This is a genomic window from Haladaptatus ordinarius (assembly GCF_054177595.1).
In genome coordinates, this window is the sequence record NZ_JBPEHH010000019.1 from 24,693 (window position 1) to 49,783 (window position 25,091).

At 62.2% G+C, this 25,091-nt stretch carries 29 protein-coding genes and 1 pseudogene; 12 read left to right on the forward strand and 18 right to left on the reverse strand.

Annotated features, from left to right (window positions below):
- The first annotated feature begins 131 nt into the window (after nt 1-131).
- A complete protein-coding gene (locus tag ACR3FF_RS08955) occupies nt 132-317 on the forward strand; it encodes a DUF8028 family protein (RefSeq protein WP_458187651.1) in 186 nt (61 codons plus the stop codon).
- A gap of 351 nt (nt 318-668) precedes the next feature.
- Here ACR3FF_RS08955 and ACR3FF_RS08960 read toward each other — a convergent pair whose 3' ends face one another.
- Nucleotides 669-803, reverse strand: a complete 135-nt coding sequence (locus tag ACR3FF_RS08960; protein ID WP_458187652.1) for a hypothetical protein — start codon at nt 801-803, stop codon at nt 669-671.
- A 457-nt stretch (nt 804-1,260) separates the two neighbouring features.
- Here ACR3FF_RS08960 and ACR3FF_RS08965 point away from each other — a divergent pair, with 457 nt between their 5' ends.
- Together ACR3FF_RS08965 and ACR3FF_RS08970 are read left to right on the forward strand one after the other, a co-directional pair.
- Nucleotides 1,261-1,692, forward strand: a complete 432-nt coding sequence (locus tag ACR3FF_RS08965) for a universal stress protein (protein ID WP_458187653.1) — start codon at nt 1,261-1,263, stop codon at nt 1,690-1,692.
- A gap of 57 nt (nt 1,693-1,749) precedes the next feature.
- Nucleotides 1,750-1,941 carry a DUF7511 domain-containing protein gene (locus ACR3FF_RS08970; protein WP_458187654.1) on the forward strand — a complete coding sequence of 64 codons (192 nt, stop codon included), beginning with the start codon at nt 1,750-1,752 and terminating at the stop codon, nt 1,939-1,941.
- Nucleotides 1,942-2,015: 74 nt separating this feature from the next.
- Here ACR3FF_RS08970 and ACR3FF_RS08975 read toward each other — a convergent pair whose 3' ends face one another.
- The 5 genes from ACR3FF_RS08975 to ACR3FF_RS08995 all read right to left on the reverse strand — a co-directional run bounded on the left by ACR3FF_RS08975 (nt 2,016) and on the right by ACR3FF_RS08995 (nt 4,293).
- The gene (locus tag ACR3FF_RS08975; protein WP_458187655.1) at nt 2,016-2,306 is read right to left on the reverse strand and encodes a hypothetical protein; all 291 of its coding nucleotides are present in this window, start codon (nt 2,304-2,306) and stop codon (nt 2,016-2,018) included.
- Nucleotides 2,307-2,414: 108 nt separating this feature from the next.
- On the reverse strand, nt 2,415-3,122 hold the full coding sequence (locus ACR3FF_RS08980) for a winged helix-turn-helix transcriptional regulator (protein ID WP_458187656.1): 708 nt from the start codon (nt 3,120-3,122) through the stop codon (nt 2,415-2,417).
- 118 nt (nt 3,123-3,240) lie between these two features.
- Nucleotides 3,241-3,369: a hypothetical protein gene (locus tag ACR3FF_RS08985; RefSeq protein WP_458187657.1), complete on the reverse strand. Its 129-nt coding sequence runs from the start codon at nt 3,367-3,369 to the stop codon at nt 3,241-3,243.
- Nucleotides 3,370-3,408: 39 nt separating this feature from the next.
- Nucleotides 3,409-3,882: a hypothetical protein gene (locus ACR3FF_RS08990; RefSeq protein ID WP_458187658.1), complete on the reverse strand. Its 474-nt coding sequence runs from the start codon at nt 3,880-3,882 to the stop codon at nt 3,409-3,411.
- Nucleotides 3,883-4,293 (reverse strand): DUF4870 domain-containing protein, encoded by a 411-nt coding sequence (locus ACR3FF_RS08995; protein WP_458187659.1) that lies wholly within the window; start codon nt 4,291-4,293, stop codon nt 3,883-3,885. It abuts the gene before it with no gap.
- Between the two features lie 129 nt (nt 4,294-4,422).
- On the opposite strand from ACR3FF_RS08995, the gene ACR3FF_RS09000 reads away from it, so the two are divergent.
- Together ACR3FF_RS09000 and ACR3FF_RS09005 are read left to right on the forward strand one after the other, a co-directional pair.
- Nucleotides 4,423-4,560 carry a hypothetical protein gene (locus ACR3FF_RS09000; RefSeq protein WP_458187660.1) on the forward strand — a complete coding sequence of 46 codons (138 nt, stop codon included), beginning with the start codon at nt 4,423-4,425 and terminating at the stop codon, nt 4,558-4,560.
- A gap of 171 nt (nt 4,561-4,731) precedes the next feature.
- A pseudogene (locus tag ACR3FF_RS09005) lies at nt 4,732-5,202 on the forward strand (transcriptional regulator FilR1 domain-containing protein).
- Here ACR3FF_RS09005 and ACR3FF_RS09010 read toward each other — a convergent pair.
- Nucleotides 5,199-6,236, reverse strand: a complete 1,038-nt coding sequence (locus ACR3FF_RS09010; RefSeq protein ID WP_458187661.1) for an NAD(P)/FAD-dependent oxidoreductase — start codon at nt 6,234-6,236, stop codon at nt 5,199-5,201. The pseudogene ACR3FF_RS09005 and the gene ACR3FF_RS09010 overlap by 4 nt on opposite strands.
- A 1-nt stretch (nt 6,237) precedes the next feature.
- Nucleotides 6,238-6,387, reverse strand: coding sequence for a hypothetical protein (locus ACR3FF_RS09015; RefSeq protein WP_458187662.1), 150 nt, complete (start codon nt 6,385-6,387; stop codon nt 6,238-6,240).
- 157 nt (nt 6,388-6,544) lie between these two features.
- On the opposite strand from ACR3FF_RS09015, the gene ACR3FF_RS09020 reads away from it, so the two are divergent.
- Nucleotides 6,545-8,272, forward strand: coding sequence for an ATP-binding protein (locus ACR3FF_RS09020; RefSeq protein ID WP_458187663.1), 1,728 nt, complete (start codon nt 6,545-6,547; stop codon nt 8,270-8,272).
- Here the strand turns inward: ACR3FF_RS09020 and ACR3FF_RS09025 are convergent.
- The 6 genes from ACR3FF_RS09025 to ACR3FF_RS09050 form a co-directional block, all read right to left on the reverse strand.
- Complete coding sequence (locus ACR3FF_RS09025) at nt 8,269-8,433, reverse strand: hypothetical protein (protein WP_458187664.1); 165 nt, start codon at nt 8,431-8,433, stop codon at nt 8,269-8,271. The genes ACR3FF_RS09020 and ACR3FF_RS09025 overlap by 4 nt on opposite strands.
- A 92-nt stretch (nt 8,434-8,525) precedes the next feature.
- Nucleotides 8,526-8,669: a hypothetical protein gene (locus tag ACR3FF_RS09030; RefSeq protein WP_458187665.1), complete on the reverse strand. Its 144-nt coding sequence runs from the start codon at nt 8,667-8,669 to the stop codon at nt 8,526-8,528.
- Nucleotides 8,670-8,962: 293 nt separating this feature from the next.
- Complete coding sequence (locus ACR3FF_RS09035; protein WP_458187666.1) at nt 8,963-10,267, reverse strand: hypothetical protein; 1,305 nt, start codon at nt 10,265-10,267, stop codon at nt 8,963-8,965.
- 84 nt (nt 10,268-10,351) lie between these two features.
- Entirely contained in the window at nt 10,352-12,133 is a 1,782-nt protein-coding gene (locus ACR3FF_RS09040; protein ID WP_458187667.1) for an asparagine synthase-related protein, read from the reverse strand.
- A gap of 104 nt (nt 12,134-12,237) precedes the next feature.
- Nucleotides 12,238-14,097: a bacterio-opsin activator domain-containing protein gene (locus tag ACR3FF_RS09045; protein ID WP_458187668.1), complete on the reverse strand. Its 1,860-nt coding sequence runs from the start codon at nt 14,095-14,097 to the stop codon at nt 12,238-12,240.
- A 33-nt stretch (nt 14,098-14,130) separates the two neighbouring features.
- Nucleotides 14,131-15,357: an MFS transporter gene (locus ACR3FF_RS09050; protein WP_458187669.1), complete on the reverse strand. Its 1,227-nt coding sequence runs from the start codon at nt 15,355-15,357 to the stop codon at nt 14,131-14,133.
- 96 nt (nt 15,358-15,453) lie between these two features.
- On the opposite strand from ACR3FF_RS09050, the gene ACR3FF_RS09055 reads away from it, so the two are divergent.
- A complete protein-coding gene (locus ACR3FF_RS09055; protein WP_458187670.1) occupies nt 15,454-16,776 on the forward strand; it encodes a M28 family peptidase in 1,323 nt (440 codons plus the stop codon).
- A 27-nt stretch (nt 16,777-16,803) separates the two neighbouring features.
- Here the strand turns inward: ACR3FF_RS09055 and ACR3FF_RS09060 are convergent, their stop codons facing one another.
- Complete coding sequence (locus tag ACR3FF_RS09060) at nt 16,804-17,325, reverse strand: DUF6789 family protein (protein WP_458187671.1); 522 nt, start codon at nt 17,323-17,325, stop codon at nt 16,804-16,806.
- 172 nt (nt 17,326-17,497) lie between these two features.
- On the opposite strand from ACR3FF_RS09060, the gene coxB reads away from it, so the two are divergent.
- Genes coxB through ACR3FF_RS09075 form a run of 3 tightly spaced genes read left to right on the forward strand, consistent with a single transcriptional unit; the run spans nt 17,498 to nt 20,954 of the window.
- A complete protein-coding gene (gene coxB, locus ACR3FF_RS09065) occupies nt 17,498-18,253 on the forward strand; it encodes a cytochrome c oxidase subunit II (protein WP_458187672.1) in 756 nt (251 codons plus the stop codon).
- On the forward strand, nt 18,250-20,691 hold the full coding sequence (locus ACR3FF_RS09070) for a cbb3-type cytochrome c oxidase subunit I (RefSeq protein ID WP_458187673.1): 2,442 nt from the start codon (nt 18,250-18,252) through the stop codon (nt 20,689-20,691). Before coxB ends, ACR3FF_RS09070 begins: the two co-directional genes overlap by 4 nt.
- A 2-nt stretch (nt 20,692-20,693) precedes the next feature.
- Nucleotides 20,694-20,954, forward strand: coding sequence for a cytochrome C oxidase subunit IV family protein (locus ACR3FF_RS09075; protein ID WP_458187674.1), 261 nt, complete (start codon nt 20,694-20,696; stop codon nt 20,952-20,954).
- On the opposite strand, the gene ACR3FF_RS09080 is transcribed toward ACR3FF_RS09075, so the two are convergent.
- Both ACR3FF_RS09080 and ACR3FF_RS09085 read right to left on the reverse strand, forming a co-directional pair.
- Nucleotides 20,951-21,388 carry a hypothetical protein gene (locus ACR3FF_RS09080; protein ID WP_458187675.1) on the reverse strand — a complete coding sequence of 146 codons (438 nt, stop codon included), beginning with the start codon at nt 21,386-21,388 and terminating at the stop codon, nt 20,951-20,953. The two genes, ACR3FF_RS09075 and ACR3FF_RS09080, sit on opposite strands and share 4 nt — an antisense overlap.
- 49 nt (nt 21,389-21,437) lie before the next feature.
- The gene (locus tag ACR3FF_RS09085) at nt 21,438-22,184 is read right to left on the reverse strand and encodes an SIR2 family NAD-dependent protein deacylase (RefSeq protein WP_458187677.1); all 747 of its coding nucleotides are present in this window, start codon (nt 22,182-22,184) and stop codon (nt 21,438-21,440) included.
- Nucleotides 22,185-22,295: 111 nt separating this feature from the next.
- Between ACR3FF_RS09085 and ACR3FF_RS09090 the strand changes: the two genes are divergently transcribed.
- Both ACR3FF_RS09090 and ACR3FF_RS09095 read left to right on the forward strand, forming a co-directional pair.
- Entirely contained in the window at nt 22,296-22,697 is a 402-nt protein-coding gene (locus tag ACR3FF_RS09090) for a universal stress protein (RefSeq protein ID WP_458187679.1), read from the forward strand.
- A gap of 124 nt (nt 22,698-22,821) precedes the next feature.
- On the forward strand, nt 22,822-24,594 hold the full coding sequence (locus tag ACR3FF_RS09095; RefSeq protein WP_458187680.1) for a cbb3-type cytochrome c oxidase subunit I: 1,773 nt from the start codon (nt 22,822-22,824) through the stop codon (nt 24,592-24,594).
- On the opposite strand, the gene ACR3FF_RS09100 is transcribed toward ACR3FF_RS09095, so the two are convergent.
- Nucleotides 24,595-25,071, reverse strand: coding sequence for a DUF6789 family protein (locus tag ACR3FF_RS09100; protein ID WP_458187681.1), 477 nt, complete (start codon nt 25,069-25,071; stop codon nt 24,595-24,597).
- Nucleotides 25,072-25,091: the final 20 nt, after the last annotated feature.

The following is a 25,091-nucleotide window of genomic DNA, read 5'->3' on the forward strand; positions in this document are numbered from 1 at the left end:
CGAAGTTGAAACGACTTTCTATGGTCGTCCGACACCGAATTAACAACCGGTTAGAGGCGGTTAATCGGTCAATAGTATTCGTGTCTGCTCCCGCATAATTATCCCTGTCGTGGGTCAAGGTCCTCGCCACAGTGAACCACCAGTTCGTCGCCGCACCGATACGGCAAATTTGCTTCTGGTCATCCATCGCTCTCCCTCTGCTCTACGTCCCGCTGCTCCTCGATGGACTGACTGGAAACGTCGTCCTTTTGTTCGTCGGGTTGGTCTGTCTCCACGTCCTCACGCTCTATCTCGGACACGACCACCGCCACGAATAGGCCTGACGGAGCCGGACGAACCCGAGCAAGTACGTTGTACACCGACGAGACGGAATCGAACGGACTCGCACAGAGTCGAACGGGTCGAGACGCCCGGAAGTCGGCTCCGAGGACTCGTTCGACGGACGGAGTACGCACTGGTGTTTCGATTCGAGTCGATGGGTGAACACCGGCATTGACCCTGTTCACGCCGGTATCGCTCAACGTGGTCTGGACAAGCGCGGGCGAGTAACGGACGTCGCGCGACTGTCTGCCTGAATGGGTGTGGCGCGTGGAACGGGCGACTGCGTTTTTTGAGTTCCGAGCCAGCGCGGCGGACGGCGTGGAACCGGGCTACGGACTCATCGTTCGTCAGTCCCAGTCGTCTCGCTCGATGGTGTAGCCCCCACACTCCGGACAGACCTGATACTGAACGCCGAACGAAGCACCACACCCCTTGCACTCGTACGGAGATTCTTGCTCCGAGGACTCCCCGAATCGTCGCATCAGTCTCATGCCCCACGTTTGGAAAGTGAGCAGTATATAGTTCACCAGAGCGGAGTGAAAGTGAAAGTTCGCCGGGATGGTCGTAACCTCGGTGGGCCGAACTCCACCGTCTGACCGATTCTAGGCGTTCGAAGACGGCCGAGCGAGCACTGGAGTCACCCCTCGTGGAGTGACAGACCGGCCTCCACATGTCGAGGGGAGCGTGCGGTCGTCCGCGATGGCGAGTTCTTCACCACTGGCGACCGGTGTGGAGAAGAACGGTAACTTCGAGGAGACTGCTTCGGGAGTCGACCGTTTCTACGAACGCTTCCGACCGGTCCGAACAAGCCGAACGACGCGTCGATTCGAGGTGAGGGTAGAAACTAGATGCGAATTTTTCGCTAGCCGGGAATCGTTTTCATCTTCCGAGAACCGCATAGTTGATATTTATCCCCTTGTCGAGAAGAGTCAGATACAGATGTACGACGACATCCTGCTCCCGACAGACGGAAGCGAGGCCACCGAGACAGTCATCGAGCACGCGCTCGAAATCGCCAGGCCACGCGACGCGAGAGTACACGTCCTCCACGTCGTCGACGACCGCGCGTTTTTGACGCTCGACGAAGACCGGATACCGACGGTGACCGACGAATTCCGCGCTGAAGGTGAGCAGGCACTCGATTCCGCAGCTACGCGAATCGAAGATGCCGGAATCGACGCGACGACCGAACTCCGACAGGGAAATCCCGCGGACGAAATCGGCACCTACGCCGACGAAAACGGCGTGGACCTCATCGTCATGGGGACACACGGCGCAGACCCGCGACGTAACCTCCTCGGAAGCGTCTCCCAGAAAGTGGTCACCCTCTCACCGCATCCCGTGCTCGTCGTCGACATCTCCGACGAATAGGCCCGCTCTACAAACAGATACCCAATGTAACAGACTATTCCGACGAACTCCAAGACAATGGTAATCGATTACCGCACGAAGCAGGACGGATCGACGACGAAGCAGGAACTGACCGGCACCCTGGTCCGGTACGAAGACCAACCAGACGAGTACACCATCTATCCCCGAGGTGTGGATGGTGACCTACTGATGACACGCTGGATAACGGCCAGAGAAGGGTCGTACGTCGGTCTCGAATCGATGCGGTGACCGAACTCTTTTCGCTAGCTCCACCGACGCCGCCGGTCGGTTCCCCTATTCCTCCGAGAAAAGGAGTCTCGTCATCACGAGAGACGCCGTCCGTGGGCGAATCGACCAACGAACTGCTTTTGGCTTCCACTGACGGTCGGTGCAATGTGGACGTCTCGGGCGGAAAACCGGAACCTTCGGGTCGCGGAGACTCGGGAGGGCCGAAGCGTTGGGTAGCGTTCGACGGGCGGGCCGCTGTCGAGAGGGCGGTCGATAGCGACTCGTGTAGGGTCTGCTTCGGAGTCCACCTCCCGAGCACCCGCGTTCCGGGGAAACGGTGTGGTGTTTCGCGTCGACAGGCGGACAAATCGAACCCATGAATCCATCGTGTGTCGCGTTCGTCGTTCTCGGCGGGAACGCTCCCCGGTGTCGTTCCCAGTCGAAAGCACTCAGGGCGAAATAAAGGAAGTTGTGACCAGTCTCTCGAAACCGACTCAGTCGGCGTCGACGGCGTCTCGTACGTGGTCGGGGAGCGTCGTAACGACGGCGTTGCCCGCACGCTCACGCTTTACGAGGCCGTCGTCCGCGAGTCGATCCAAGTGGTAGGAGATGGTTCCCGGCGTACGGTCGAGCGTCGCCGCGAGTTCCGAGACGCTGGCCGGGCCGTCCTGTGCGACGGCTTCGAGCAGGGTGGCAGTCGAATCGTCGGAGAGCGACGCGGCCAGTTCGGGGGCGGCACCGTCGGTCGGGGAGACGCGACGTTTACCACGAACCGTCGCCGTCTCTATCAACCCCTCCTCTTCGAGGATTCTAACGTGGTACCTGACCGTCGAACGGGGAATTCCGGCGCGGGTGCTCAACGCCGACAGGGAGAGACCAGGGTCAGCGACGACTGCGTCGTGAATCGTCGCCCGCGTCACGTTGTCGAGGGGATTGGAACTGTCGTATCGACTGTAGCTCCGAACCGTATTTGGCCCGGGCGTCGCGTCCAGTTCGGCGTACTCCATCGAGGTGAACAGCTTCTCGGGGTAGTGGAGGTCGCTCCCGGACGCGTCCGGTGTGTCGATAGTTCGGAGAGCAGTTCCGTCGTCGTCCATCGACGTCGCGGTCGCACCGGCCGGCAGTGCGAACGCGAGCGGAACCGTCGCAACGACGGTGAAGACGATGAACGCCACTACTATTCGCTGGATATGTCGGTGCATGATACGGGTTTCCTTTCAGGCAGTCTGAGAGAAAAGGTGAGACCTGCAGCGTTATCTCCCTTTTGGAGCCGTTCACGAAAGGAGGCTCGAATTAAACGTCGAAATCGACCAAAAACGTCTATTTCCGCATGTAATCGATCAATTTGACTTCCGCAATCCGGGCACCGGTCTCGTCGTAGTACGCTCCGTACGGGGCGACGCCGTGTTCCGGGGCGTAGCAGCCTTCCATGGCGACGCTCCCGGTCATTCGAATCTGTGAGACGTAACACTCGACGCCAGCGTAGGCTCATTTCTCGGTCACGTCGTACTCCATCGACCCCTTCCCGGACACAGCAGTCCACGTCTGGCCGCCCTGCAGGTCTTTGTCGTAGACGCCACTCATCGACGGCGAAAACATCGTCGTTATCGCGTACCGGCCGCCCGGCGAAAAGCCGATTTCTGCGAGCGCGTCGTCGCGTTCGAATGTCAGCGTCTTCTCCGTCGTCTCGCCTTCGAACGTGAAGACGCTGTGTATCGTTATCTGGTTTCCTTCGACGGACTGGACGTCCCAGACGAGTTGCCCGGAACCTTCTCGCTGGTCGCGTATCTCGTACGTGTACGTCGCAGGATTGTCGAACACGAACGGTGTGAACGTCGCGTCGTCGGTGATGGTCGCACTGTCCGCGCCCGGCCCGTCGGGCGAGGCGTTGTCGGGCATCTCGGCACCACCCGTACACCCTGCGAGAAGGACGACCACGACCACGAAGATGTCGGGACGCATTTACGCGATGCGGGCCGCTAGCTTTCCGAACACGGGCAGTTCGTACGTCTCACCCAAGTACGCCTTGTACAGCAGGAAGAGCCACGTGACGAACGCGAGGAATCCGACGACGAAGTAGATGAGCGTGAACAGCAGCGAAAACAGCCCACCGATGCGTGGAATCAACAGGAGTGCGAACTGGAAGATGCTCATGGCGACGTACAGGGCGAATAGCCCGACCCCAAACACGATGCTCTGGGCGGCGTGGAATCGGACGAACTCGTTTTTGCTCTCGACGAGGAAGAAGATGATACCGGTCAATGGTGCGAACTGATACGATAGTGCGCCAGCGATATTCTCGTCCAGTCCCGTCCCCGTCTTCAAGTGGGTCGATTCGTCCACGTCAGACCGTGTTGTCGGCTCTACTGCCATGGCATCACTTTGAACGATGTATCTATATAATTACTGATTGACACTATTCCATCAAACGGAACGGTTTCACCGAGTGAGACAGTGTTCAGAGAACGAAATATTATAAAAGAGAACGGAGAGAGTTAACCAATGGCAGAGGGGGAAACAGCGGAACTCGCGATCACCGTCGTTAAACGAGCAGGTGCACTCCGGGCACTGCGGAACCGGCCACTGACTCGGAGTGAACTGGAAACCGAACTCGGAGTCTCGCGGACGACGACCCACTGAATCGCCCGGAAGTTACGCGAGGACGCACTCGTCGAGCGAACCGACGGAGAGTACGCACTGACACCGCTCGGAGACGTCGCCGCAGGAGAGGTCGAACGACTACAGACGACCGTCGAGTTAGCAGTCCGACTGGAGCCACCGTTGCCGTCGCTCGCCGAAACAGGTCTCGAAGTGGAACTGCTCACGGTCGCGACGATTACGACGCAGGCGGTCGGTGACCCCTGCCGACCGCTTCGACGATTCGTCTCCCTGCTACAGGATTCCGGGACGCTTCGAGGATTCGACACGACGAGCATCGCACCGATGTACGCACACGAAATCCGCGCCAGTATCTTTGATGGGATGCAGACCGAAATCGTCTATCTCCCGACTGTCGTCGACCAGATTCTGTCGGACCACAGTGAGGAGATAGACGACGCCATCGGGAGCGGGTGACTCGAACTGTTCGTCCACGACGAGTTGCCGTTCGGATTGGCGCTGTTCGACGAGCGCGTCGGAATCGGTGGATACGACGCCATGGGCGTGCTCCGCGTCTTCGCGGACACAGACGACCCCGACGTTCGAGAGTGGGCCGAGTCGCTGTACGCACGGCATCGTGAGGCGGCGACACCCCTGCGAGAACACACCGACGTCCCGCGCTAACCCGCGTTTCTGCGCTCGGCGATTCGGTCGCCCACGTCGAGACCCGAGCTCAGCGCGAGGTGGACTCGCCCCTCACCGGCGACCCAGTCGCCGGCGAACCAGAGACGCTCGTCTTCCGCCTGTCGGAGTACGTCCCGGTCGGCCCCCTTGTCCGGCAGCGCGTCTCGCCACGTAATCACGTCGAACCAGTCAGGGGCCGCCAGCGAGTGGTCGGAACAGAGGTCTGCGACCCTGTCTGCCACCGCTGCGGCGACGTCGGCGTCCTCGTGGTCGGAGTGTTCCGCCGACCACGCTGGAGCCATCTGAACGACGAGGAGGCTCTCGTCGTCGGGAACGTGACCGGGTTTGCAGGACTCGCGGCCCACCCAGCCCACGTCGTGGGCCTTGTCCGTGTTCACCAGTGCGTAGTACGGCCGGTCGAGTTCGAACGGATAGTGGAGCGCCACGGACAGAATCGTGCGATACGGAACGTGGCCGACGTGCTCACGGAGGTCACGTCGCAGGTCGTCGTCCCAGTCCGCAAGGTCTATCAGGGAAGCAGTGACCGGCGCAGGCGGCGTGAGAACGAGATCGTCCCACGGGCCGTACTTGTCCCCATCGGCGTCTTCGACGTACCACCGTCCGTCTCGACGGAGGCCGGTGACTCGCGTGTTGAGTCGGACAGTCGCTCCACTCGCGTCGAGCAGTCGCTCGCCGAGGGTTTCAATACCGTCACGATACGTCCACTTCGGCGTGTCCTCGTCGCGTCCCTCGGCGACCGTCTCGTCCACGTCGAACGTCCAGACCGGCCCGTCGACTTCGACCAGTTCATCCGAGCAGTCCGAGAGTTCACGGACGACGCGGGAGACGCGCTCGTCGTCGCTTTTGACGTAGTTAGCTCCGGTGTCGTAGACACGTCCGACCCGCGTTCGCGTGGCTGCGCGACCGCCGACGCGGTCGGTTCGCTCGAAGAGGGTCACGGCTGCGTCGTCTCGAAGCGCGTACGCGACGCCGAGTCCGGCGACACCAGCACCGACGACGGCCACGCGAGTCACGTCAGTTCTCCTCGTCCTCGTTTTCGGTACCCTCGCTCTCTGCGCTCTCCCCTTCCGCCTCCTCACTCTCCTCGGACTGACCTTCCTCGTCGTCCGGTGCCGCTTCCTCCAGTTCGTCCTGAATGAACGTGTCGTCTCCTGGTATCGGCATGGCTGGACACCTATCGAGAGTTCGGACGCCGGCAGGAAAGTGGTTGTGGCGTCCGAGAGGGTCATCACTGAAATCCGGGTTCGGCCCACTCGTCATTCTAACATCACGATTGATGCAAAAGTTCAAGGAACATCTGTCGATATCAGTATGCGAGAAAATGGACAACGAACAGCAACTGTCGGTGGGGCACCTCGTCTCGGACGGCTCCGAGGTGACGATTCCAGTGGTTGAAATCCTGACGGGAAGAGGGTTCGTCACCGGGAAATCGGGGTCGGGGAAGTCGAACACCGCGTCAGTCATCGTAGAGCAGCTGCTGGACGCCGGGTATCCGGTCGCCATCATCGATGCGGACGGTGAGTACTACGGACTGAAAGAAGAGTATGAGCTCTTACACGTCGGCGCAGACGAAGAGTGTGACATCCAGGTCGGGGCCGAACACGCAGAGAAAGTGGCGTCGCTCGCGCTCGACCAGAACGTCCCGGTCATCATCGACGTGTCGGGGTATCTGGACGACGACGAGGCCGATGAACTCATCCGCGAGACGGCACGTCACCTGTTCGCCAAGGAGAAGAAGCTAAAGAAGCCGTTCTTGCTGGTGGTCGAGGAGTGTCACGAGTACATTCCGGAAGGCGGCGGGATGGGCGAGACGGGCAAGATGCTCATCAAGGTCGGCAAGCGTGGGCGGAAACACGGACTGGGCATCATGGGCATCAGCCAGCGTCCCGCCGACGTAAAAAAAGACTTCATCACGCAGGCGAACTGGCTGGTCTGGCACCGCCTGACGTGGGAGAACGACACCAAGGTCGTCAGCCGAATCGTCGGCGACGAGTACGGCGAGGCGGTTCCCGACCTGAACGCTGGCGAGGGGTTCGTCCAGACCGACTGGACCGACAGCAGCATCCGGCGGGTGCAGTTCAACCGTAAGCGAACCTTCGACGCGGGTGCGACGCCGGGGTTGGACGACTTCGAGCGCCCGGAACTCAAGTCGGTCAGCGACGCGCTGATGGAAGACCTGGAAGGAATCACGGAACTCAAAGAGCAAGAACACGACCGAGTAGCGGAACTCGAAAGCAAGTTGGAGCGCAAGCAAGAGCAGATCGCCGATCTGGAAAACGAACTCCAGACGGCGCGGGACGTCTCCGCCGCCGCGCGTAAGATGGCGAACGCGCTCGCCCACGGCGATGTGGGAGGCCCGGAGGACTTCGAAGAGCGACTCCGGGAGAAAAACGAGCGTATCCATGAACTCGAAGTTCGAATCGACGAACTCGAGAACGACCAGACCGACCTGGTCGCGTTCGAGGTGGGCGAGTCCGATGGCGAAGACTCGCCCGACGTGACAGCGACGAAGCGGACGGAGGAAACGACGGACGTCGAAGCGACGGGAGACGACGCACCGGCGACAGACGACTCCACGAACGAAGACGGAGGGAGGGAAGATGCGGACCTCACCCCAATTTCGGAAGCCGAGGACCCGGTCGCCGCCTACCAGGAACGACTCCGGCAACGGGGGCAGGAACTCGGCAGCGCCGTCTCGGGGGAGCCGAATCCCGATTCGGCGTCGCTCGTGGAACTGGCGAACGCGAGCCCCGTCGTGGTTCGAATAGCGGCCGCACGTCGGGAATCACTCTGTAACGAAAGTCACACGTGGGACATCGTCGCCGCACTCGCCAGGGACGGCCCGATGACGGTCCACGAACTCGCGGACGAGGTGACGGCCTCCGTTGAGCAGATTCAAAGCCTCCTGTCGGAACTCAAAAAGCGGTCGTTCGTCGGGCGCGACGAGAAACGGCGATACGCACTTGACCGTGAGGGGATGACCGCGGTCATCACCGACCCCGACCAGCGCGCACGACACACCGAACTGCACTCGCAGTGGCGGGACTAACGCCACTCCTCGTCGATACCGGCATCGCGCTCCGCATCGAGGAGGTCCCGTGGCTGCCACTCGCCGGACACGCGACATCGGTAGACGAGCAAGCCACCGACCGCGAGGAGTGCGCAAACGACGAACAGGGAGACGAGGAGGAGCGCACTGAGTTGCACCATCGGTACTCGTTAGCGCTCCGTCAGCCTCGGTCTTTCGGCCTCCTCGTCCTCGTCGTCGGCCCCTCGGAGAAACCAGAACGCACCGCCGGCCATCAGCCGATACCGGCCGTCATGGCGACGAAATCGACGGTCCCGGCGTCGGTACTCCGATCCAGATACGCGAGACAAGTAAACCACAGGACGCCAAGAATGGGGAGAAAAAGCGTGTACCGACGGTCGTCACCCGTCTCGCCCATCGTTCGGTCGGTTAGTTTTTGTCCACTACTGACCTGCCTCTATCGCCACTGTCGTGCCAGGGAGTCATAAATTCATCTACGTAATACTAAATATAAGAATTTACAACAAAGCATAAAGAACGAATTCGGTGTTGAGTACGTTCGCGTGGGTATTGAGTCGACTCGAAAGTCCATCGTCTCCGCGTCGACTCGCCCGCTCCGGCGAACTGCGATGCCCGTTCGTGGGAAACACGTCCCGTGGACGGCCCACCGAGACAACAATCAAAAGTGAATGTTTTCTATTAGTGGTGAACTCAGCTGGACCTGCTCACGAACACCATCGCGCCGTCCTCGACGTCGAGTTCGTCGAGTCGGCCCGAAAACTGGTAGCAGTCGCTAGCACCTACGACGACTCCGTCGACGGTTCGCTTTCGAACCTCGTCCGACGATTCGACCGGAGCGCCACCCGCTTTCGGCGCGATACGACCGGTGACCGAGATGCTGTAGGAAGCGGGGGCATCGGGCCGACCACCGTAGACAGTGATGGTCTTCGGGAGGTTTTCGGGTCGGTCGTCGTGACTGCCGGAACGTCCACCGTCGCTGGAACCGTTGGTATCGGATTCACCGCCGTTGCCGGAACGGCCACCGTTCCCGGAGTTTCCGTCGGTTCTCGCTTTTCCGCGGCCCGCTGCCGCCTGTTTCGCCTCGGTTGGAACACCGACCGGGATGGACGTGTCGGGAGACGCTCCGACATTGGTCGTGGACACGTCGCCCGTCGTGCCGCCGGTCACGTCGGAGTTCTTCACGGCGACGCTTCCGCCGTGGAAGCCGCCGTTGACGGCGTAGCCAGCACCGGAACCACCGACCTGAATGTCGCTGTTTTTCACCGCGATGTCGGCGTACCAGCCCCAGAAGCCGCGCCGGTTCGGTCCGTTTCGGTTCTGTGGCCCGTCGCCGGTCACCTCGATGACGCTGTCTCGCATGAACGACCCCTGCGTACCGAGTCGGACGTTGGCGATGTCGCAGTTGGCGACGTAACAGCCCTCGACCTGTACTGGACCGTTTCCGGTCGCGTGTTCGGGCACCCCCGGGCCGCTGGCGTAGATGCCGTTGTTCGAGAATCGCTGGAGATTACAGTTTCTGATCGTCAGAGTACCCGCGTGCTCGTCTTGCACCCAGATACCGCCAGCGTACCCGGTCTCACCGTCCACTTTCTCACACCCGTCGCCGAGGTAGACGTTCTCGATGACGCCTGTGCCTCCGGCGTCGACTCTCGGCATGATTTGATAGAAACTTCCGTCGCCGAAACCGACCGCCTTCCCGTGGAAGCCGACGTTTCGAATCGTCCAGTCGCTTCCCGTGGCGACGAGTTTCGCCTGCGCACCGTCGGCACTCTGGTCGATGAGGACGTTCTCGAACGTCTCCCCACTTCCGACCTGTATCGTCTTGGTCTCACCAGCCGAGAGGGTGATGGTGCGATAGTTCGCGGCGGTCGCGGTTCCACTCGCCACGACCCCCGTCGCCGACGCGACTGCCGCACCTGCCAATCGGAGGTACGACCGTCGGTCGAGCAGTGATGTCTCTAATCGAGTCTTGCTTGCCATTTCGTCGCGTGCCATGCACCCAGAACGTCAAATCGACCATTATTGAAGCTTCTGATTCGAGTTCAATGTAAGATGATATTCTTAAGTTTACGCTGACGGCTATCGGACGGGAACGCGCTGACCGGCGGTGGGTCGAAGTGCGTCGAGGTGTTTCTGTGCCCAGAGTTCGAGCGTCGTGAGCGCAGAAATCGGCTGGAGATGGTCGGCACGTTCGTCCAGGTGCTCGCGTTGGAGGTCACGCACCGCGTCCGAATCGAACAGATCGCGCTCGCAGGCATCGTCGAGCAGACCGTCGACGAACGTTCGCATCGTCTCGTTTTCCCTGTACCAGCGACCCATCCGACAGGTGTCCGGGCCGACGACTCGCTTTTTGACGTTGTCCGCGACGAATCCCACCGCGTGGAGCGCGAGCGGTGAGGTCGGCGGTCGTTTCGTACGGTTGTACGGAACGCTTTTCGCGGGACCGGCGACCCGGCGAGCGACTTCGAGTTTGAGCGGTGCGACGGCGGACGGAATCTTGCCGCGAGTGCCGGGAATCGACCCGATTCGGTACCGGTCGTAGGGCATTCGAGCCACGTGGTCCATGAACTCGCCGTCGGCGAAGGGAACCCGCGTTCCGGCCTGACTCCGGTAGAGGCGGTTCGACCGGAAGTGTGAGTCGGCGAATATCTCCCAGAGCGCGTCCAGTGTGCGATGTTCGCGCTGCGGTTGCGTGCTCCGTTCGACCACACGACCCAGCGATTGTTTTGGCATCACGTCGGAATCAAGGAGCGTCTGGACGTCGGCGGGAGACAGTTGCGCTTTCTGGGCGACCAGCGCGTCGACCGATTGTTTACTCGTCAGGTGCGAGCGATACATCACGTCGCCGAAAAATTCACCCTGACTGCTTCCCTCGAACAGGACGTCTACCTGTCCGGAGACGTCGTTCAGCGCCGCGGGGAGATTGACGAAAAACGACCACTGCAACATCCCGTCCATGATGCTCACGCCCCGGTCGATGGCGGTCACGAACTCCTCGGCGGAGTACTCACAGAACTGGTTCGGGAGTTCGAGCGACCGGGCGACGCGCTCTGCCCCGATACGGTCTTCCTGTGTCACCGAGTTGTCGTACGTGAACGTCTGGACGGGGCCGATTTCGTCTCTCAGGGCGGCGACGAGAGTCCTGCTGTCGAGTCCCCCGGAGAGCCACACCCCCGCCCGGCCATCGATGGTATCCGCGACGTTCGAGACGACGCGGCGATACCGTCGAACTGCCTCCTCTACGTACCCCGCCTGCGGTGCGATACCGAAGTCGGGTTCCCAGTAGCGATTCGTCTCGACGTTGCCGTCGTCGTATCGCAGGTAGGAAGCGGGACGGAGCGATCGAACGTCGTTCACGAGCGTCTTCCGACCGAAGACGTACCCCATGAACAGGAGGTCGCTCACCGCTCGGTCGTCGATTCGTGGGTCGGAGAGGCGCGTCACGAGCGATGAGAGTTCGCTGCCGAACAGGAACCCGTCGACGGTCGAGTAGTAACAGGGCCGCGTCCCGAGTTTGTCTGTCGCGACGACGAGCGACGACCGGTCGGCGGCCGCGAGCAAGAACGGGCCGCTGAGTTGCGGGAGGATTCGGTCTGGGTCGTCGAGGACGCGTCGGAAAATCTCGGCGGTCGAGAGTCCCAGTTCCGAGCGGTTCGAAACCACGCCGTGGAGCACGCCAGCACGGCGACCGTCGTCCCACGTCGTCCAGCCATTCTCGTCTTTCTGTCCGTGATGGACCAGGCCGATTCGACAGTCTCCTGCGGGCAGTTCGGCAGTCTCGTACCACGGTTCGTCGTCCATCGCGTCGAACATCTCACCGAGTGCTCGACTGCTGACAGTGCCACCTGTTACGCCGGGCATAGCTCAGACGTTCACGACTGCCTATATTGTTATGTGACGCCTTCGGCGGAATTAGGCCGTGTTTGCCGGCGAACGTAGAGGAATCGAAATCGGTTGGGGAGTGCCTACTCCGGAGCGTCCTCGAAAAATTCCGCACACAGTTTGCGTTCCGCGGCCCGCAGGTGTTCATGGAACGTCGAACGCGAGATTCGCATCGACTCCGCGAGGTCGTCGCCGGTGACGGGGCGAGGCCAGTCGAAAAAACCGCTGACGTAGGCTTTCTGTAGTGCGGTCAGTTGCCGTTCGGTGAGGTTGTCGGTCAGATTCTCGATGAAGTCCGCTTTCGTCCGCGCCGGCCGTTCACGATGGCGGTAGGCGAGCAGTTCCGTCCCGGGATACGACGCTTTCAGTCGCTCGACGAGGCCGCGAACGTCGGCCTCTTGGGGAAACTCGACGACGACCCGCGAGTCCTCGGGCGTGGCGGAAATCGCCTGCGTCTTCCCGCCGTAATCCGACATGGTCGAGACGAACGTTCCTGCCGGAAGGACGAACTCGACCAGCGCCTCCCCGTCGTGTTCGGCGACCAGTCTGGCTTCCCGTACGTCGTCTCTGCGTTCGGCCGCCGTGAGAACCGCGTCGGGGTCGGCCCCGCGAACCGAGAAAAAGGAGACGACGGAGCCGTCGTCGCGGTTCGCCGACTGGCGGTAGGTGATCTCCGCGTCGGCCCGTTCTGCGACGTCCACGAAGAACAACTCAGAACTCCTGAACGAGAACTCCGCTTCGACGACGCTGTCGGCGATGAGGATGCGGCGCGTCTCGCGGGCGTTGATGGCGCTTCCGATGGCCCGACTCAACGACCGGAAGACGACCTGTTCGCGCTCGTCGAAGGCGTCCGGTTCCGCGGCACAGACGACGAGTACGCCGTACTCCGTGTCGTCGTAAACGAGGGGGACGGCGGCGACTGCGGCACACCCCTCGATTCCGACCTCGGCGACCTGCACCGTGCCGGTTTCGAGCGTCTGCGTAACGATGGGGTGGTCGGGGTCGGGGTCACAGTCGCCCGCCATCGCTCGAACCGTGACGCTGTCGGTTCTGATGTCGCGGTCGCCGACCCAGGCGAGTGTGAACGGGTCGACGCTCACGACGCGGTCACAGACCGCCGCCTCGATGGCTTCGCGACTGGAGGCTTCCACGATCGCGCTCGTCACGTCTCCGAGCAATCCTTCGATGCGTTCGAGGAGGTGTTCGAGTTCGTCGGCCCGCCGTCGGGCCTCGAACTCGGCGCGTTTTCGGTCCGTGACGTCGGTCTGGAAGCCGACGAAGTGGGCGACGTCGCCCGTCTCGTCGCGAACCGGCGCGATGTCCACGCGATTCCAGAACTGCTCGCCGTCCTTCCGGTAGTTCCGGAGTTCGACCGAGACGGGTTCGGCGGCGTCGATGGCGGTTCGCATCGCCGCGACGGCGTCGGCATCGGAGTCTTCACCCTGGAGGAATCGACAGTTGCGACCGACCACCTCGTCTTCGGGGTAGCCCGTCAGTTCCTCGAACGCTTCGTTGATGAAAATGAGCGGGTTGTCGTCGCGGTGTGCGTCGGCGATGGTTATTCCGACGGGTGCCTCGTTGATGGCTCGCTCTTTCAGTTCGAGTTCTGCGGTCACGTCCTCGAACACGTCGAACTCGTGGAACACGAGCGTAACACACTCGTCGTCGGGATGGGCAGTAATCTCGTACTGCGTCTCGCCGAGCGAGATTCGGAACGACTGCGGTTCGCCGTGACGAATCGCCGCCTCGCAGTGGTCGAGAATCGTCTCGCCCACGGTCGTCGGAAGCGAGTCCGGAAGCCGTTCCCCGAATCCGAGTCCGAGGAGCTCGCATGCAGGGTCGTTCCGGTACGTGACCGTCCAGTCGCCGTCGAGCGCGAGCACCGGGTCTGCGAGGCGTTCGACCGCCCGTCGCGCCGCCGCAGACTGCTCAGAACTGTCCATAGGCGACGTACGGCGTGATGGGAAAAAAGTGGTTCAGTTGTCGGCCAGTGGCCGACCGTTCGCACTCGGCGTGACGCGGGTTTCGAGTGCGAGCGTCCCGAGCGCGAGTACGGCGCACATCCCCACGAGGACGGGCCAGAGCACGCTCTCCATGCCCGCATCGAAGAAGGCTCCGCCGACCACGGAGCCGACACCGAAGCCGAGTCGCTTCGCTACTTCGACGACGGAAAGCTGGGAGCCCCGAACGTCACGCTCGCCCACGTCGCTCGCCAGCGCGGTCACGATGGGCGAGTGGAGCAGTTCGCCGACGGTTCTGAGGACGAGAAACGCACCGACGAGCGCGACTCCGAGGGCGCGCGGCGTCCAGTGGGCGACGATTATCGCGACGAAGCTCGCGGCCCAGAACCCGGTCGAAAGCAAGAGTCCTCGCGTGCGCCGCCACCGGCGCGCGCGAGCGACGACCGGCATCTGGAAGAGGACGATGACGAGGGGATTCAGCACGTACAGCGTTCCGAGTTGTTCGCTCGAGAGCCCCAGCGCCGACTGTGCGAACACCGGAACCGTCGATTGCATCTGAGCGTAGGCCACCGCGAAGCCGACGTTCAGGACCGCGATCCACAGGATGAGAGGATGCGTGACCGCTCGTGACCAGTTCCCGAGGGTTCGACCGACCGAGGCGGAGTCGTCCCCATCGTGTGACCGCGGCAGTGCGACAGCGAGCAAGAGCGCGACCACGCCGCAGGTCACGCCGTCGACGACGAAGACGGCCGATTTCGCCAGTCCGTAGAGGACGCCCCCGGCGACGAACCCGGACCCGAACCCGGCGTTGTTGGCGACCTTGAGGAGACCGAAGGCGCGTTCACGGTCGTCGCGGACGGTCAGGTCGGCCACCATCGCCTGACTCGCGGGGGGAAACAGACCCAGCGTGAGCCCCGCCGCCGTGGCGACGACGACGAACGCCGGCGCGGTCTGAACCAGCGCGTAGGCCGCGAGGGTCGGAAACGAGAGCGCCATACTCGCCGTCATCACCGGCTTGCGACCGTAGCGGTCGGCGAGATACCCTCCGGCGGTCGTGCCGACCGCAGTGGCGACGTTGTTCGCCAGGAGACCAGTTCCGACCAGCGTGAAGGGGATGCCGACCTCGCCGTAGAAGTAGAGGGTGGCGAAGGGATAGACGATGCCGGAGCCAAAGAGGTTGATGAACTGTCCGACGGCGACGACGTAGACGGCGCGACGGAACCCACGAAAGTCGTCGAACACGTCGAACGACACGCAGGCTGGGCCGAAAAGGCATCGATTGGCTGTAAGGCGTGCCGGGTTCCGGAGGTTCTTGGTAGCCGAGTGGGAGGGAGACGTATGTCACGAATTCCCAAGCCGGTCGTCGGCGACGCCGTCACGAGCACCGAATCGTGGGAGACGCTCGAATCGCTGGTCGCGGTTCGCAACCGGATGGCAGGACAGGAGGGCGAAGCCGAGGGAGCGCGTGTCGTCGTGGACGCCTTCGAACGCGCTGGCGCACGCGAGGTCGAAATAAACGAGTTCGAAATTCCGGGCTGGTGGCGCGGGTCGTCGTCGCTCGCGCTCGGAGACGAGACGCTCACGGCAGACCACGAGGTCATCGCACTCCCGGGAACGCCGAGCGGCGATGCGACGGCCGAACTCGTGGACGTGGGGTGTGGTCTCCCGAAGGATTTCGAGGAACGCGACCTCGACGGAAAGATAGTGATGGCGTCCAGCAAGACGCCCGAGAGCCACGACCGCTGGATTCACCGGATGGAAAAGTACGCGAGCGCGGCGGACGCCGGGGCGGTCGGGTTCGTCTTCCGCAACCACGTCGAGGGCTGTCTGCCACCGACCGGCGAGGTGGGCTATCACAACCGCCCCGGACCGATTCCGGCGGTCGGCGTCTCTGCCGAAATCGGGGCACGCTTGCGCCGCGAGTACGAGGGCGAGACGGCGACCCTCTCGGTCGACTGCCGGAACGAACCCACCGACTCGCGGAACGTCGAGGCGGTCGTCGGCCCGGACACCGATGAAAAAGTACTGGTGACCGCACACGTAGACGCCCACGACATCAGCGAGGGTGCGAACGACAACGGCGCGGGGAGCGCCCTGGTCGCCGAAATCGGACGGCTACTCGAACAGGTCGAACTCGACACGCGAGTTCGCCTCGTCACCTTCGGGTCAGAAGAAATCGGTCTGTACGGTGCCTACCACTGGGCCGAGACGCACGACCTGGATTCGGTGAAGTGTGTCGTCAACATCGACGGCGCGGGGAACTCCCGCAACCTCGGCGTGGGAACGAACGGGTTCGACGAACTCGGCGAGACGTTCGCGGAGGTGACCGACGACCTGCGCGTGCCACTCTCGACGCACGAAGGAATCAGCCCGCACGGCGACCAGTGGGCGTTCGTCCAGGAGGGCGTCCCGGCGGTCATGGCCTACTCGCGCTCGGAGGGCAGTGGGCGCGGGTGGGGCCACACCCACGCCGACACGCTGGACAAACTGGACATCCGCGACCTGCGCGCGTTGGCGCTCGTGTTGACGAACGTGGTGGTCGCGCTGGCAGAGGAAGGACGCGAGATACCCCACAAGTCCCGCGACGACATCAGAGACGAGATAGACGACGGCTACGTCGAAGAGTTGAAAATCGGCGGGCGGTGGCCCTACGACGAGTAAGTTCGAAAATCGGGGTCGAGAGGCGACTCACACCAACGTCGTCGGGCGGTTCGAGAGGTAGTCGAACACGGCACCGAGCGCGAAGCCGTAGGCGAAGTGGCCGAGGAGCGTGAGCAGGAGATAGAGGACGAGCAACATCCCGGTGTAGCCGTCGTAGAACGCGAGCGAGAACCCGGTCCAGAGGACGAATCCGTAGGGGAGGCCTTTCGTGGCGTACTTCTCGCCGGGGAGGTACGTCCCGATGGAGGCGAACAGGAGCGGCCACGTTATCATCCCGCCGCCGAGGAAGATGATGTACCCGACCGCCGCCGGATTCGCGGGGTAGAGCCCCCCTGCTCCAGTGAGGTCGGCGAGCACGACGAACGAGTTGAGGTCGAACGCGTCGATGCTCGCGGCGACGATGAGCACGGCAGTCATGACTGCCGTGCCGACCAACCCACCGATAGCGCCGATGAAACCGTCGACGACGATGCCCGTGAGGTTGTCGAAGTCCGGCTCTGCGACTTCGTCACTGACCTCCACGACGGGTTGTGTATCATTATCTGCCATGGGAGTCCTTACCACCCCGAACGGCAAAAACGTTCCCAGTCTGAATATCCGATATAGCTAAATAGAGAGGGTATAGTTAGTAATGTCCTTCAAATGCTCTAAGTAAATAGAAAATAGTTAGTAAAAATCCCCGGAACTACTAAGTAAATGGAAGTTCATTAAAGATAAAGAGATGATGGGGTACATCCGTCTCTTACCCCTACACGAACAATCCAGTGGACTGATTCCACGCGGAACGCGAGCAGAGGTGTTCCAGCAGATTTTCGTCGTTTTTCTCGTTCTCGGCGTCCTCGTCGGCGTCGTCGTCATCGGATACATGCTCTACACGGCGTACAAGTACCGGGACGGTAACGGGTCACACGAATTTACGCCTCCGACGCTCGGCGAACTCCCGAGCGGGAACGAGGGCGGGCGGAAACTGCTTTACTCGTTCAGTCTAAGCGCTATCATCGTCGTCTCACTCGTCCTCTGGACGTACGGTACGCTCCTCTACGTCGAGGACGATTCGCCAGCAGAACACGAGGACGTCCTGAACGTGAAAGTCGTCGGCACCCAGTTCAGTTGGACGTTCATCTATCCCAACGGTCACGAGAGCGATACATTGCGGGCACCGCGTGGGAAGGAGGTGAAACTCACGGTCACTTCGGACGACGTGTTCCACACGTTCGGCGTCCCCGAGCTACGGGTGAAGACGGACGCGATACCGGGCCAGCAGACCGACACATGGTTCATCGGAGAGGAGACGGGCACCTACGCGGCGCGATGTTTCGAACTCTGCGGGTCGGGCCACTCCTACATGACGGCGAAGGTCGTCGTGATGGAACCGGACAAATACCGGGAGTGGTACGCGAAGACGAACGACTCGACCACCAGTAATTCGAACGGCACGACGACGACCAGTCCCACGACCACCAATTCGACAGCATGACCGACGAAACCCATCACAGCGCGTTCCCGCCGACCAGTTCCGTCCGACGGTGGCTCGTCACGACGAACCACAAGGACGTCGGAATCCTCTACACCATCACCGCGCTCTTTTTCCTGCTCTTCGGCGGTGTCCTGGCGCTGCTGATGCGCGTTCAGATGTGGACGCCGGGAACGGGTATCCTCTCGTCGCTGTCGTACAACGAGACCGTCTCCACACACGGTCTCATCATGGTGTTCTGGTTCCTCTCGCCGTTCGCGTTCGGATTCGCTAACTACGTCGTCCCCCTACAGCTCGGCGCGAAAGACCTCGCGTTTCCGCGACTCAACGCGCTGTCGTACTGGCTCTATCTCTTCTCAGGGCTCTTGCTCGGCGTGTCGTTCTTCCTGGGGGGCAGTCTGTCCGGCGGGTGGACGATGTACGCACCGCTCAATCTCCCCGTCTACACGCCGAGCGTGGGAGCGACGACCGGCGTGCTGGCGTTGACCCTCTTCGTCGCCTCCGTCACCGTCTCGTCGGTCAACTTCCTGACGACGATGCACCGGATGCGAGCCGAAGGGATGACGCTCTGGCGGATGCCGCTTTTCTCGTGGACGATACTGCTCACCGTCTGGATGATGCTCTTCGCGTTCGCCGCTCTGCTCGCGGCACTGCTCATCCTCTCGTCCGACCGGATTCTCGGGACGACCTACTTCACGGCGAAGGCCGGTGGCTCGTTGCTGTGGGCACACCTGTTCTGGTTTTTCGGTCATCCCGAGGTGTACATCGTCTTCTTCCCGGCGCTCGGCGTGATGGCCGAGACGTTCCAGACCTTCACCGGTCAGCGCCTCGTCGGCCGGAAGTGGTTCATCTTGGCGATGATACTCGTGGCGCTCCAGAGTTTCCTGGTCTGGATGCACCACATGTTCCTGACCAGCATCAACCTCCAGATCAAGACGCTGTTCATGGCGACCACCATCGGTATCTCGCTTCCGTTCGACCTGATGGTGTTCGCGCTCATCTATACGATGATGAAGGGACGGGTGCGATTTACGACGCCGTTTCTCTTCTCGTTCGGCGCACTCCTGTTGTTCATCATCGGCGGCATCACGGGGGTCTTCCTCGGTGCGGTCGTGCTGGACTACGAGTTCCGGGGTACCTACTGGGTGGTCGCGCACTTCCACTACGTGATGGTTGGTGGCGTGACGGCACTCGTCGGTGGACTGTACTACTGGTTCCCGAAGATGTCCGGGCGGATGTACGACGAATTCCTCGGCAAGGTTCACTTCGCGCTGTACTTCGTCGGTTTCAACCTGCTTTACTTCCCGATGTTCGTCGCCTGGGAGACCCCCCGCCGTGATTTCGTCTACGACGTCGCCTTCGTCCCGTGGCACCGTCTCGCGACCGTCGGCGCGTTCGTCCTGGGCGTGTCGTTTCTCGTGATGTTCTACAACCTCTCGAAGAGCCTCGTCTCCGGCGAGACGGCGGAGGACAACCCGTGGGCATTCTCGACCACGACCGAGTGGGCGATTCCCTCGCCACCGCCCCTCGACAACTTCCCCGGCAGTCCGAGTTTCGCCGGGGGGTCGCTCCGATTCGAGCCGAGCGCGACGGACGGGGGCGAGGGAGACGCATCACGCGTCTCGTCGGGCGTCGAACCCGACGGCGGGGTGGCCAGCGTCGGACACGGGGAAGACCACGCGAGCATCTGGCCGTTCGTCGTCGGCGTCGGGGCGTTTTTCACCTTCCTCGGTCTGTCCGGGTTCGAACAGGGCCGCCTGGTCGGCGGCACGGCGGGAGTCGCCTACCTCGTCGCGCTCGGTGGGGGGTTCGCGCTCGGGCTGTTCGCGCTCGTCTCGATGGCGAGCGAGCGATTCCACGGACCGGAGGGGCCGTTCGGCGAGAGTTGGCCCTTCGAAGGTGTCGAGAACACGAAACTCGGCATGTGGATATTCCTCGCCTCCGACGTGGTGTTGTTCGGCGCGTTCATCGGGTCGTACGTCTTCATCCGCGTCGCTTCCGGGTGGGTCGAGTGGCATCCGGTTCCCCACGACCCGCTGCCCGGTCTCGTGAACACCTACCTGCTGCTGACGAGCAGTTTCAGCGTCGTGTTGGCACTCGTGGCAGCGGAGCGGAACAGTCGACGGGGACTCGTGGCGAGTCTCGTCGTCACGTTCGCCCTCGGAGTGGCGTTCCTCGTGAACAAAGCGATAGAGTGGCAGGAGCTGTTCCACGAAGGGCTGACCCTCTCTGCGAACGTCCGAACGTCGACGTTCTACCTGACGACCGGACTGCACGCAGCACACGTCATCGTCGGCCTGTTCGTCGTCCTATACCTCGTCGCCCGAGCGTGGCGCGGGGCCTACCTGGACGACGAACGACCGGTCGAGTACTTCGGGCTGTACTGGCACTTCGTGGACATCGTCTGGCTGTTTCTCTTCCCGCTTTTCTACATCCTGTAACCATGACCAAGACGAAACTGTACACGGCGATATACGTCCTCCTGTTCGTGCTGGCGACTGCACAGGTGCTCGTCGAGTTCGCGGGATTCGCCTACTGGACGGGGTTCGCGGCCATCGTCGCGCTGTCGTTCGTGAAAGCGTTGTTCGTCGCGGGCTACTATCAGCATCTCAGATACGAACCACGGTCGATTTCGTTCGTCGTGCTGGTGGGACTGCTCGCCGCGCTCGCGCTTACGCTCGCGGCGTCGTACTCCATCCTCTAGCCCATCACGAGTTTCACGACGACGGCCAGCACGAACAGCGAAGCCCAGACCCAGAGCGCCGCGAGGGTGGCCTGTGCACTGTCCAGCCCCCGGTACCGCGACGACTGGTAGGTCCCCCAGAAGACGTACCCAGCGCCGACCAGGACCGTGAGAGCGACGACGGCCGTCGACGCACCTCGCCGAATGGCTGCCGGGACCGTCTCGCCACTGACGAAGAGGACGGCCCCCGCGCCAGCGACGAGCGCACCGAGAACGAATCCGGCCACCCAGACGGTGGGATTCGATGCGAACGCTCGAAGTCTCTCCTCTACGTCGGGCGTCTTTCCGTCAACCGCGTATCGTTTCCAGTTCCACCCACGCGCGAGTCCGAACGCGAGCGCGACCAGCGCGAATCCCATCACCAGGACGCTTGCACCGTAACCGAACGACGCCATACGTAACGGTCTTTAGTTACATTCCCAGGCGCATAAACGTTCGTCTCGGTCACGTGCCGTCTTCGACGCGGGCCGCGAGTTCGGGAAGCACCTCGGTCACGTCACCGCGCAGGTCGAATTCGACGCGGGAACTGACCGGCGTTTCCTCCAGGTTGATCACTGCCGTCGTCGCACTCCGGGCAGCGATTCGCGGCAGTGACGCCGCCGGTTCGACGCTGAGCGACGAACCGATGGCGAGGAACACGTCGGCCCGCCGCGCGTGCTCGCGGGCGCGCTGAAGGTCGGATTCGTCCAGTCGTTCGCCGAACAACACCACATCGGGTTTGAAGACGCCACCGCACGCACAGCGCGGTGGGCACTCTCCCGATTCGACGCGCGCTCTGACCGGCCCCGCGTCGGTCCGACGTCCGCACGCCTGACAGACGACGTGATGAGCGTTTCCGTGCAGTTCGACCAGTTCGGCGGACGTTCCGTCGTGCAATCCGTCCGTGTTCTGCGTGACGATAGCGTCCAGGTGACCGCCTGCCGCGAGGTCGGCGAGTGCGTCGTGGGCGGCGTTCGGTTCGACGTCATCGCCGAACATCGTCTCGTGGAGTTCGAGTCGGTCGGCCCAGAACCCTGCCGGGTCCGTCCGGAATCGCCGGTAGTGGAAATCCTTGGGGTCGAACCGGTTCCAGACGCCCGACTCACTTCTGAAGTCGGGGATGCCAGATGCAGTGCTCACACCGGCACCGGTGAGTGCGACCGTGGCGTCGGCAACCCGGAGTTCCTCCGCGAGACGTGCGACCTCCTCCATACGAGTCAGTTCGTCCCGGCGAGATTGTATAGTTGTGGGAGAATGACGAACGACCGACGTGTCACGACCGCTGCCATCCGGTTTATACCGGTGCCGGTTCTCTCCCCCCACATGGCCCGTATCGTCGCTGGAACGGACGACGTAGAGACGAGCGAGCGCATCTGTGAGTACCTGCAGTCCCGACTCGACGCGACCGACATCGTAACCGTCGTGAACTCGCTCCACGGCGGAAACGACGACGAGGCGGTCGAAGAAGGGAAACGAGCACTCCGCGTGTTCGAAGACCGTCTCGGCGAACGGTTCGAGGTAGAACTGGAACAGAACACCCACGCCAGCGACCCGGCACACGACCTCCTGACCCTCGCGGACGAACGCGACGCCGACGAAATCGTCATCGGTCTCAGCCAGAAACGGACTCCTGCGAAGAAGGTGCTTTTCGGAAGCATCACCCAGTCGGTCCTCCTGCAGACGAAGCGACCGGTGGTCGGCGTCCCGATTTCGAAATCTACCTAAAAACCCGGGGGCGTTTTCAAACTCTGGGAATGGCCCGGACGGTTAAGGAACGACCTTCCTAACCACGGCGTACGACCCGCATCGCACGGAAACCATCGCAATCGACGAAAACTCGTTCACACACATGAATCTCTTCGGTCAGGCCGCCGCTGGGACGCTCCTCGGTCTCACGCTGATAGCGGTCGCACTCTGGCTCACGCGGTCGATAGATAGCCCCGAAACCGCACCCGACACTCGCACAGATACGACTACCGACGAAAAAGCAGCCACCAAAGCCGACGGCGGGTATGTCACCGGCTTCGAAACGGGATACGGGAAACCGTCCGGTCTCGTCAGGTGGATAACGACGGTCGACCACAAGGACATCGGCGCACTCTACCTCCTCCTCGGAGCGGTGGCGTTCTTCTGGGGTGGGACGGACGCGATGATGATGCGAACGGAGATGTTCACCGCCAACGTGGACGTGTGGAACGCCGAGACGTACAACGGTCTGTTCACGATGCACGGCATCACGATGCTCTTTTTCTTCGCGACGCCCGTGCTGTTCGGCTTCGCCAACTACTTTCTCCCCCTGCTCTTAGACGCCGACGACATGGCGTTCCCGCGACTGAACGCCATCGGATTCTGGCTCCTGCCACCGGCGCTCTTGCTCGTTCGCTTCGGTCTCATCTCCGACGTCGGCGGGTACGTCGTCGAACCGATTCTGGGGGCGGCAGCAGCAGAGCCCCTCTTCGCGCTCAAACCACCCGAGACGGGATGGACGATATACACCCCCCTCTCGCGGCAACAGCCGAATCCAACGATCAACCTGATGTTGCTCGGTCTGCACCTCTCTGGAGTCAGCACCACCATCGGAGCCGTCAACATCATCGCCACGACGTTCACGCAGAGAGGCGACGCCGTCGAGTGGCGCGACCTGGACATCTTCTCGTGGACGCTGCTCACCCAGGCCGGAATCATCCTGTTCGCGTTCCCGCTGCTCGGGAGCGCACTCGTCATGCTGCTTTTGGACCGGAACTTCGGGACGGCGTTTTTCGCGTTGAACGGTGGCGGTCCCATCCTCTGGCAACACCTGTTCTGGTTCTTCGGCCACCCCGAGGTGTACATCCTCGTCCTACCGCCGATGGGACTGGTCAGTCTCATCCTGCCCAAGTTTTCGAGCAGGAAACTGTTCGGGTTCAAGTTCGTCGTCTACTCGACGCTGGCCATCGGCGTCCTGAGCTTCGGCGTCTGGGCCCACCACATGTTCACCACCGGCATCGACCCCCGCATCCGGGCGAGTTTCATGGCGGTGTCGCTGGCCATCGCCGTACCAAGCGCCGTGAAGGTGTTCAACTGGATATCGACGATGTGGAACGGACGGGTCCGTCTCGAAGCCCCCATGCTCTTCTGTGTGGGGTCGATAGCGACGTTCATCGTCGGCGGCGTCACCGGAGTCTTCCTGGCCTCGATTCCCGTCGACCTCGTCTACCACGACACCTACTACGTCGTTGGCCACTTCCACCTCATCATCATGGGGTTGATTCCGTTCGCCATGTTCGCCGCCGTCTACTACTGGTATCCCCTCTTCACGGGTCGGATGTTCAACAAGACGCTGGCGAAAGTCCACTTCTGGCTCACCTTCATCGGCGTGACCGTCACGTTCAACACCCTCATCGTCATCGGGATGCTCGGCCAACCGCGACGGTACGCGAAGTACTTAGAGCGGTTCGAACCGCTCCAGCAGGTCGCGACCGTCGGCGCGATTCTCATCGCGCTCGGCACGGCCGTCTGGGTGTGGAACATGCTTCAGTCCTACCGGAAGGGGCCGGTCGTCACGGACGCGGACGTGTGGAACCTGAAAGAAGACGGCTTTTTCACCCGCGAGTGGCAGTGGTTCGAAGACCGACTCGACTAGTCACCGGGTGAATCGGCCGTACAGCACGCCGAGCGAGTAGCCGTAGACGACGTGGGCGATGAATGTGAAGACGAGATAGAGCACGAGAAACGCCCCGCCGAGTTGGAGTCCCGCCGACCCGAGCGTGAGGAACGCGGCCCAGAGCACCAGTGCGAAAAGCACTCCACGGATGGCGATGTCGTCGCCACCCGGAAGCACGGTGAGCCGTTCCTCGATGACCGCGAACAGTAGCGGCCAGACGACGACGCCGGCCACGACGAAGACGCCGAACCCGAGATACAGTTGGCCGGGCATCCCGACGAACTTGGCGATAGCGGCGGGAACGCCGAGGTTGAACCGCGTCTCCACCTCCGCGATGAGAAAAATAAAGACCATGAGCCCGGTACTCAGCGCGCCCGCCTTGAACGTCTGCAACGCTTGCCTCGCCGTGGGCGGAAGGCTAGACTCGTCGCCGAACCGAGTAACTTCCTGCGACATAGTAGCACGCAAGAGGAGCA

Excerpts from the sequence above, each read along its gene's own strand:
- ACR3FF_RS09075 (WP_458187674.1), top strand. The coding sequence starts at position 20,694 with ATGACCAAGACGAAACTGTACACGGCGATATACGTCCTCCTGTTCGTG.
- ACR3FF_RS09085 (WP_458187677.1), bottom strand. The coding sequence starts at position 22,184 with ATGGAGGAGGTCGCACGTCTCGCGGAGGAACTCCGGGTTGCCGACGCC.
- ACR3FF_RS09015 (WP_458187662.1), bottom strand. The coding sequence starts at position 6,387 with ATGCCGATACCAGGAGACGACACGTTCATTCAGGACGAACTGGAGGAA.
- ACR3FF_RS09045 (WP_458187668.1), bottom strand. The coding sequence starts at position 14,097 with ATGGACAGTTCTGAGCAGTCTGCGGCGGCGCGACGGGCGGTCGAACGC.
- ACR3FF_RS09060 (WP_458187671.1), bottom strand. The coding sequence starts at position 17,325 with ATGGCAGATAATGATACACAACCCGTCGTGGAGGTCAGTGACGAAGTC.
- ACR3FF_RS09080 (WP_458187675.1), bottom strand. The coding sequence starts at position 21,388 with ATGGCGTCGTTCGGTTACGGTGCAAGCGTCCTGGTGATGGGATTCGCG.
- ACR3FF_RS09025 (WP_458187664.1), bottom strand. The coding sequence starts at position 8,433 with ATGGTGCAACTCAGTGCGCTCCTCCTCGTCTCCCTGTTCGTCGTTTGC.
- ACR3FF_RS08965 (WP_458187653.1), top strand. The coding sequence starts at position 1,261 with ATGTACGACGACATCCTGCTCCCGACAGACGGAAGCGAGGCCACCGAG.
- ACR3FF_RS09030 (WP_458187665.1), bottom strand. The coding sequence starts at position 8,669 with ATGGGCGAGACGGGTGACGACCGTCGGTACACGCTTTTTCTCCCCATT.
- ACR3FF_RS09000 (WP_458187660.1), top strand. The coding sequence starts at position 4,423 with ATGGCAGAGGGGGAAACAGCGGAACTCGCGATCACCGTCGTTAAACGA.
- ACR3FF_RS09090 (WP_458187679.1), top strand. The coding sequence starts at position 22,296 with ATGGCCCGTATCGTCGCTGGAACGGACGACGTAGAGACGAGCGAGCGC.
- ACR3FF_RS09100 (WP_458187681.1), bottom strand. The coding sequence starts at position 25,071 with ATGTCGCAGGAAGTTACTCGGTTCGGCGACGAGTCTAGCCTTCCGCCC.
- ACR3FF_RS08975 (WP_458187655.1), bottom strand. The coding sequence starts at position 2,306 with ATGGATTCATGGGTTCGATTTGTCCGCCTGTCGACGCGAAACACCACA.
- ACR3FF_RS09040 (WP_458187667.1), bottom strand. The coding sequence starts at position 12,133 with ATGCCCGGCGTAACAGGTGGCACTGTCAGCAGTCGAGCACTCGGTGAG.
- ACR3FF_RS08985 (WP_458187657.1), bottom strand. The coding sequence starts at position 3,369 with ATGACCGGGAGCGTCGCCATGGAAGGCTGCTACGCCCCGGAACACGGC.
- ACR3FF_RS08980 (WP_458187656.1), bottom strand. The coding sequence starts at position 3,122 with ATGCACCGACATATCCAGCGAATAGTAGTGGCGTTCATCGTCTTCACC.
- ACR3FF_RS08970 (WP_458187654.1), top strand. The coding sequence starts at position 1,750 with ATGGTAATCGATTACCGCACGAAGCAGGACGGATCGACGACGAAGCAG.
- ACR3FF_RS08995 (WP_458187659.1), bottom strand. The coding sequence starts at position 4,293 with ATGGCAGTAGAGCCGACAACACGGTCTGACGTGGACGAATCGACCCAC.
- ACR3FF_RS09095 (WP_458187680.1), top strand. The coding sequence starts at position 22,822 with ATGAATCTCTTCGGTCAGGCCGCCGCTGGGACGCTCCTCGGTCTCACG.
- ACR3FF_RS08990 (WP_458187658.1), bottom strand. The coding sequence starts at position 3,882 with ATGCGTCCCGACATCTTCGTGGTCGTGGTCGTCCTTCTCGCAGGGTGT.
- ACR3FF_RS09035 (WP_458187666.1), bottom strand. The coding sequence starts at position 10,267 with ATGGCACGCGACGAAATGGCAAGCAAGACTCGATTAGAGACATCACTG.
- ACR3FF_RS09055 (WP_458187670.1), top strand. The coding sequence starts at position 15,454 with ATGTCACGAATTCCCAAGCCGGTCGTCGGCGACGCCGTCACGAGCACC.
- ACR3FF_RS09020 (WP_458187663.1), top strand. The coding sequence starts at position 6,545 with ATGGACAACGAACAGCAACTGTCGGTGGGGCACCTCGTCTCGGACGGC.
- coxB (WP_458187672.1), top strand. The coding sequence starts at position 17,498 with ATGATGGGGTACATCCGTCTCTTACCCCTACACGAACAATCCAGTGGA.
- ACR3FF_RS08960 (WP_458187652.1), bottom strand. The coding sequence starts at position 803 with ATGCGACGATTCGGGGAGTCCTCGGAGCAAGAATCTCCGTACGAGTGC.
- ACR3FF_RS09070 (WP_458187673.1), top strand. The coding sequence starts at position 18,250 with ATGACCGACGAAACCCATCACAGCGCGTTCCCGCCGACCAGTTCCGTC.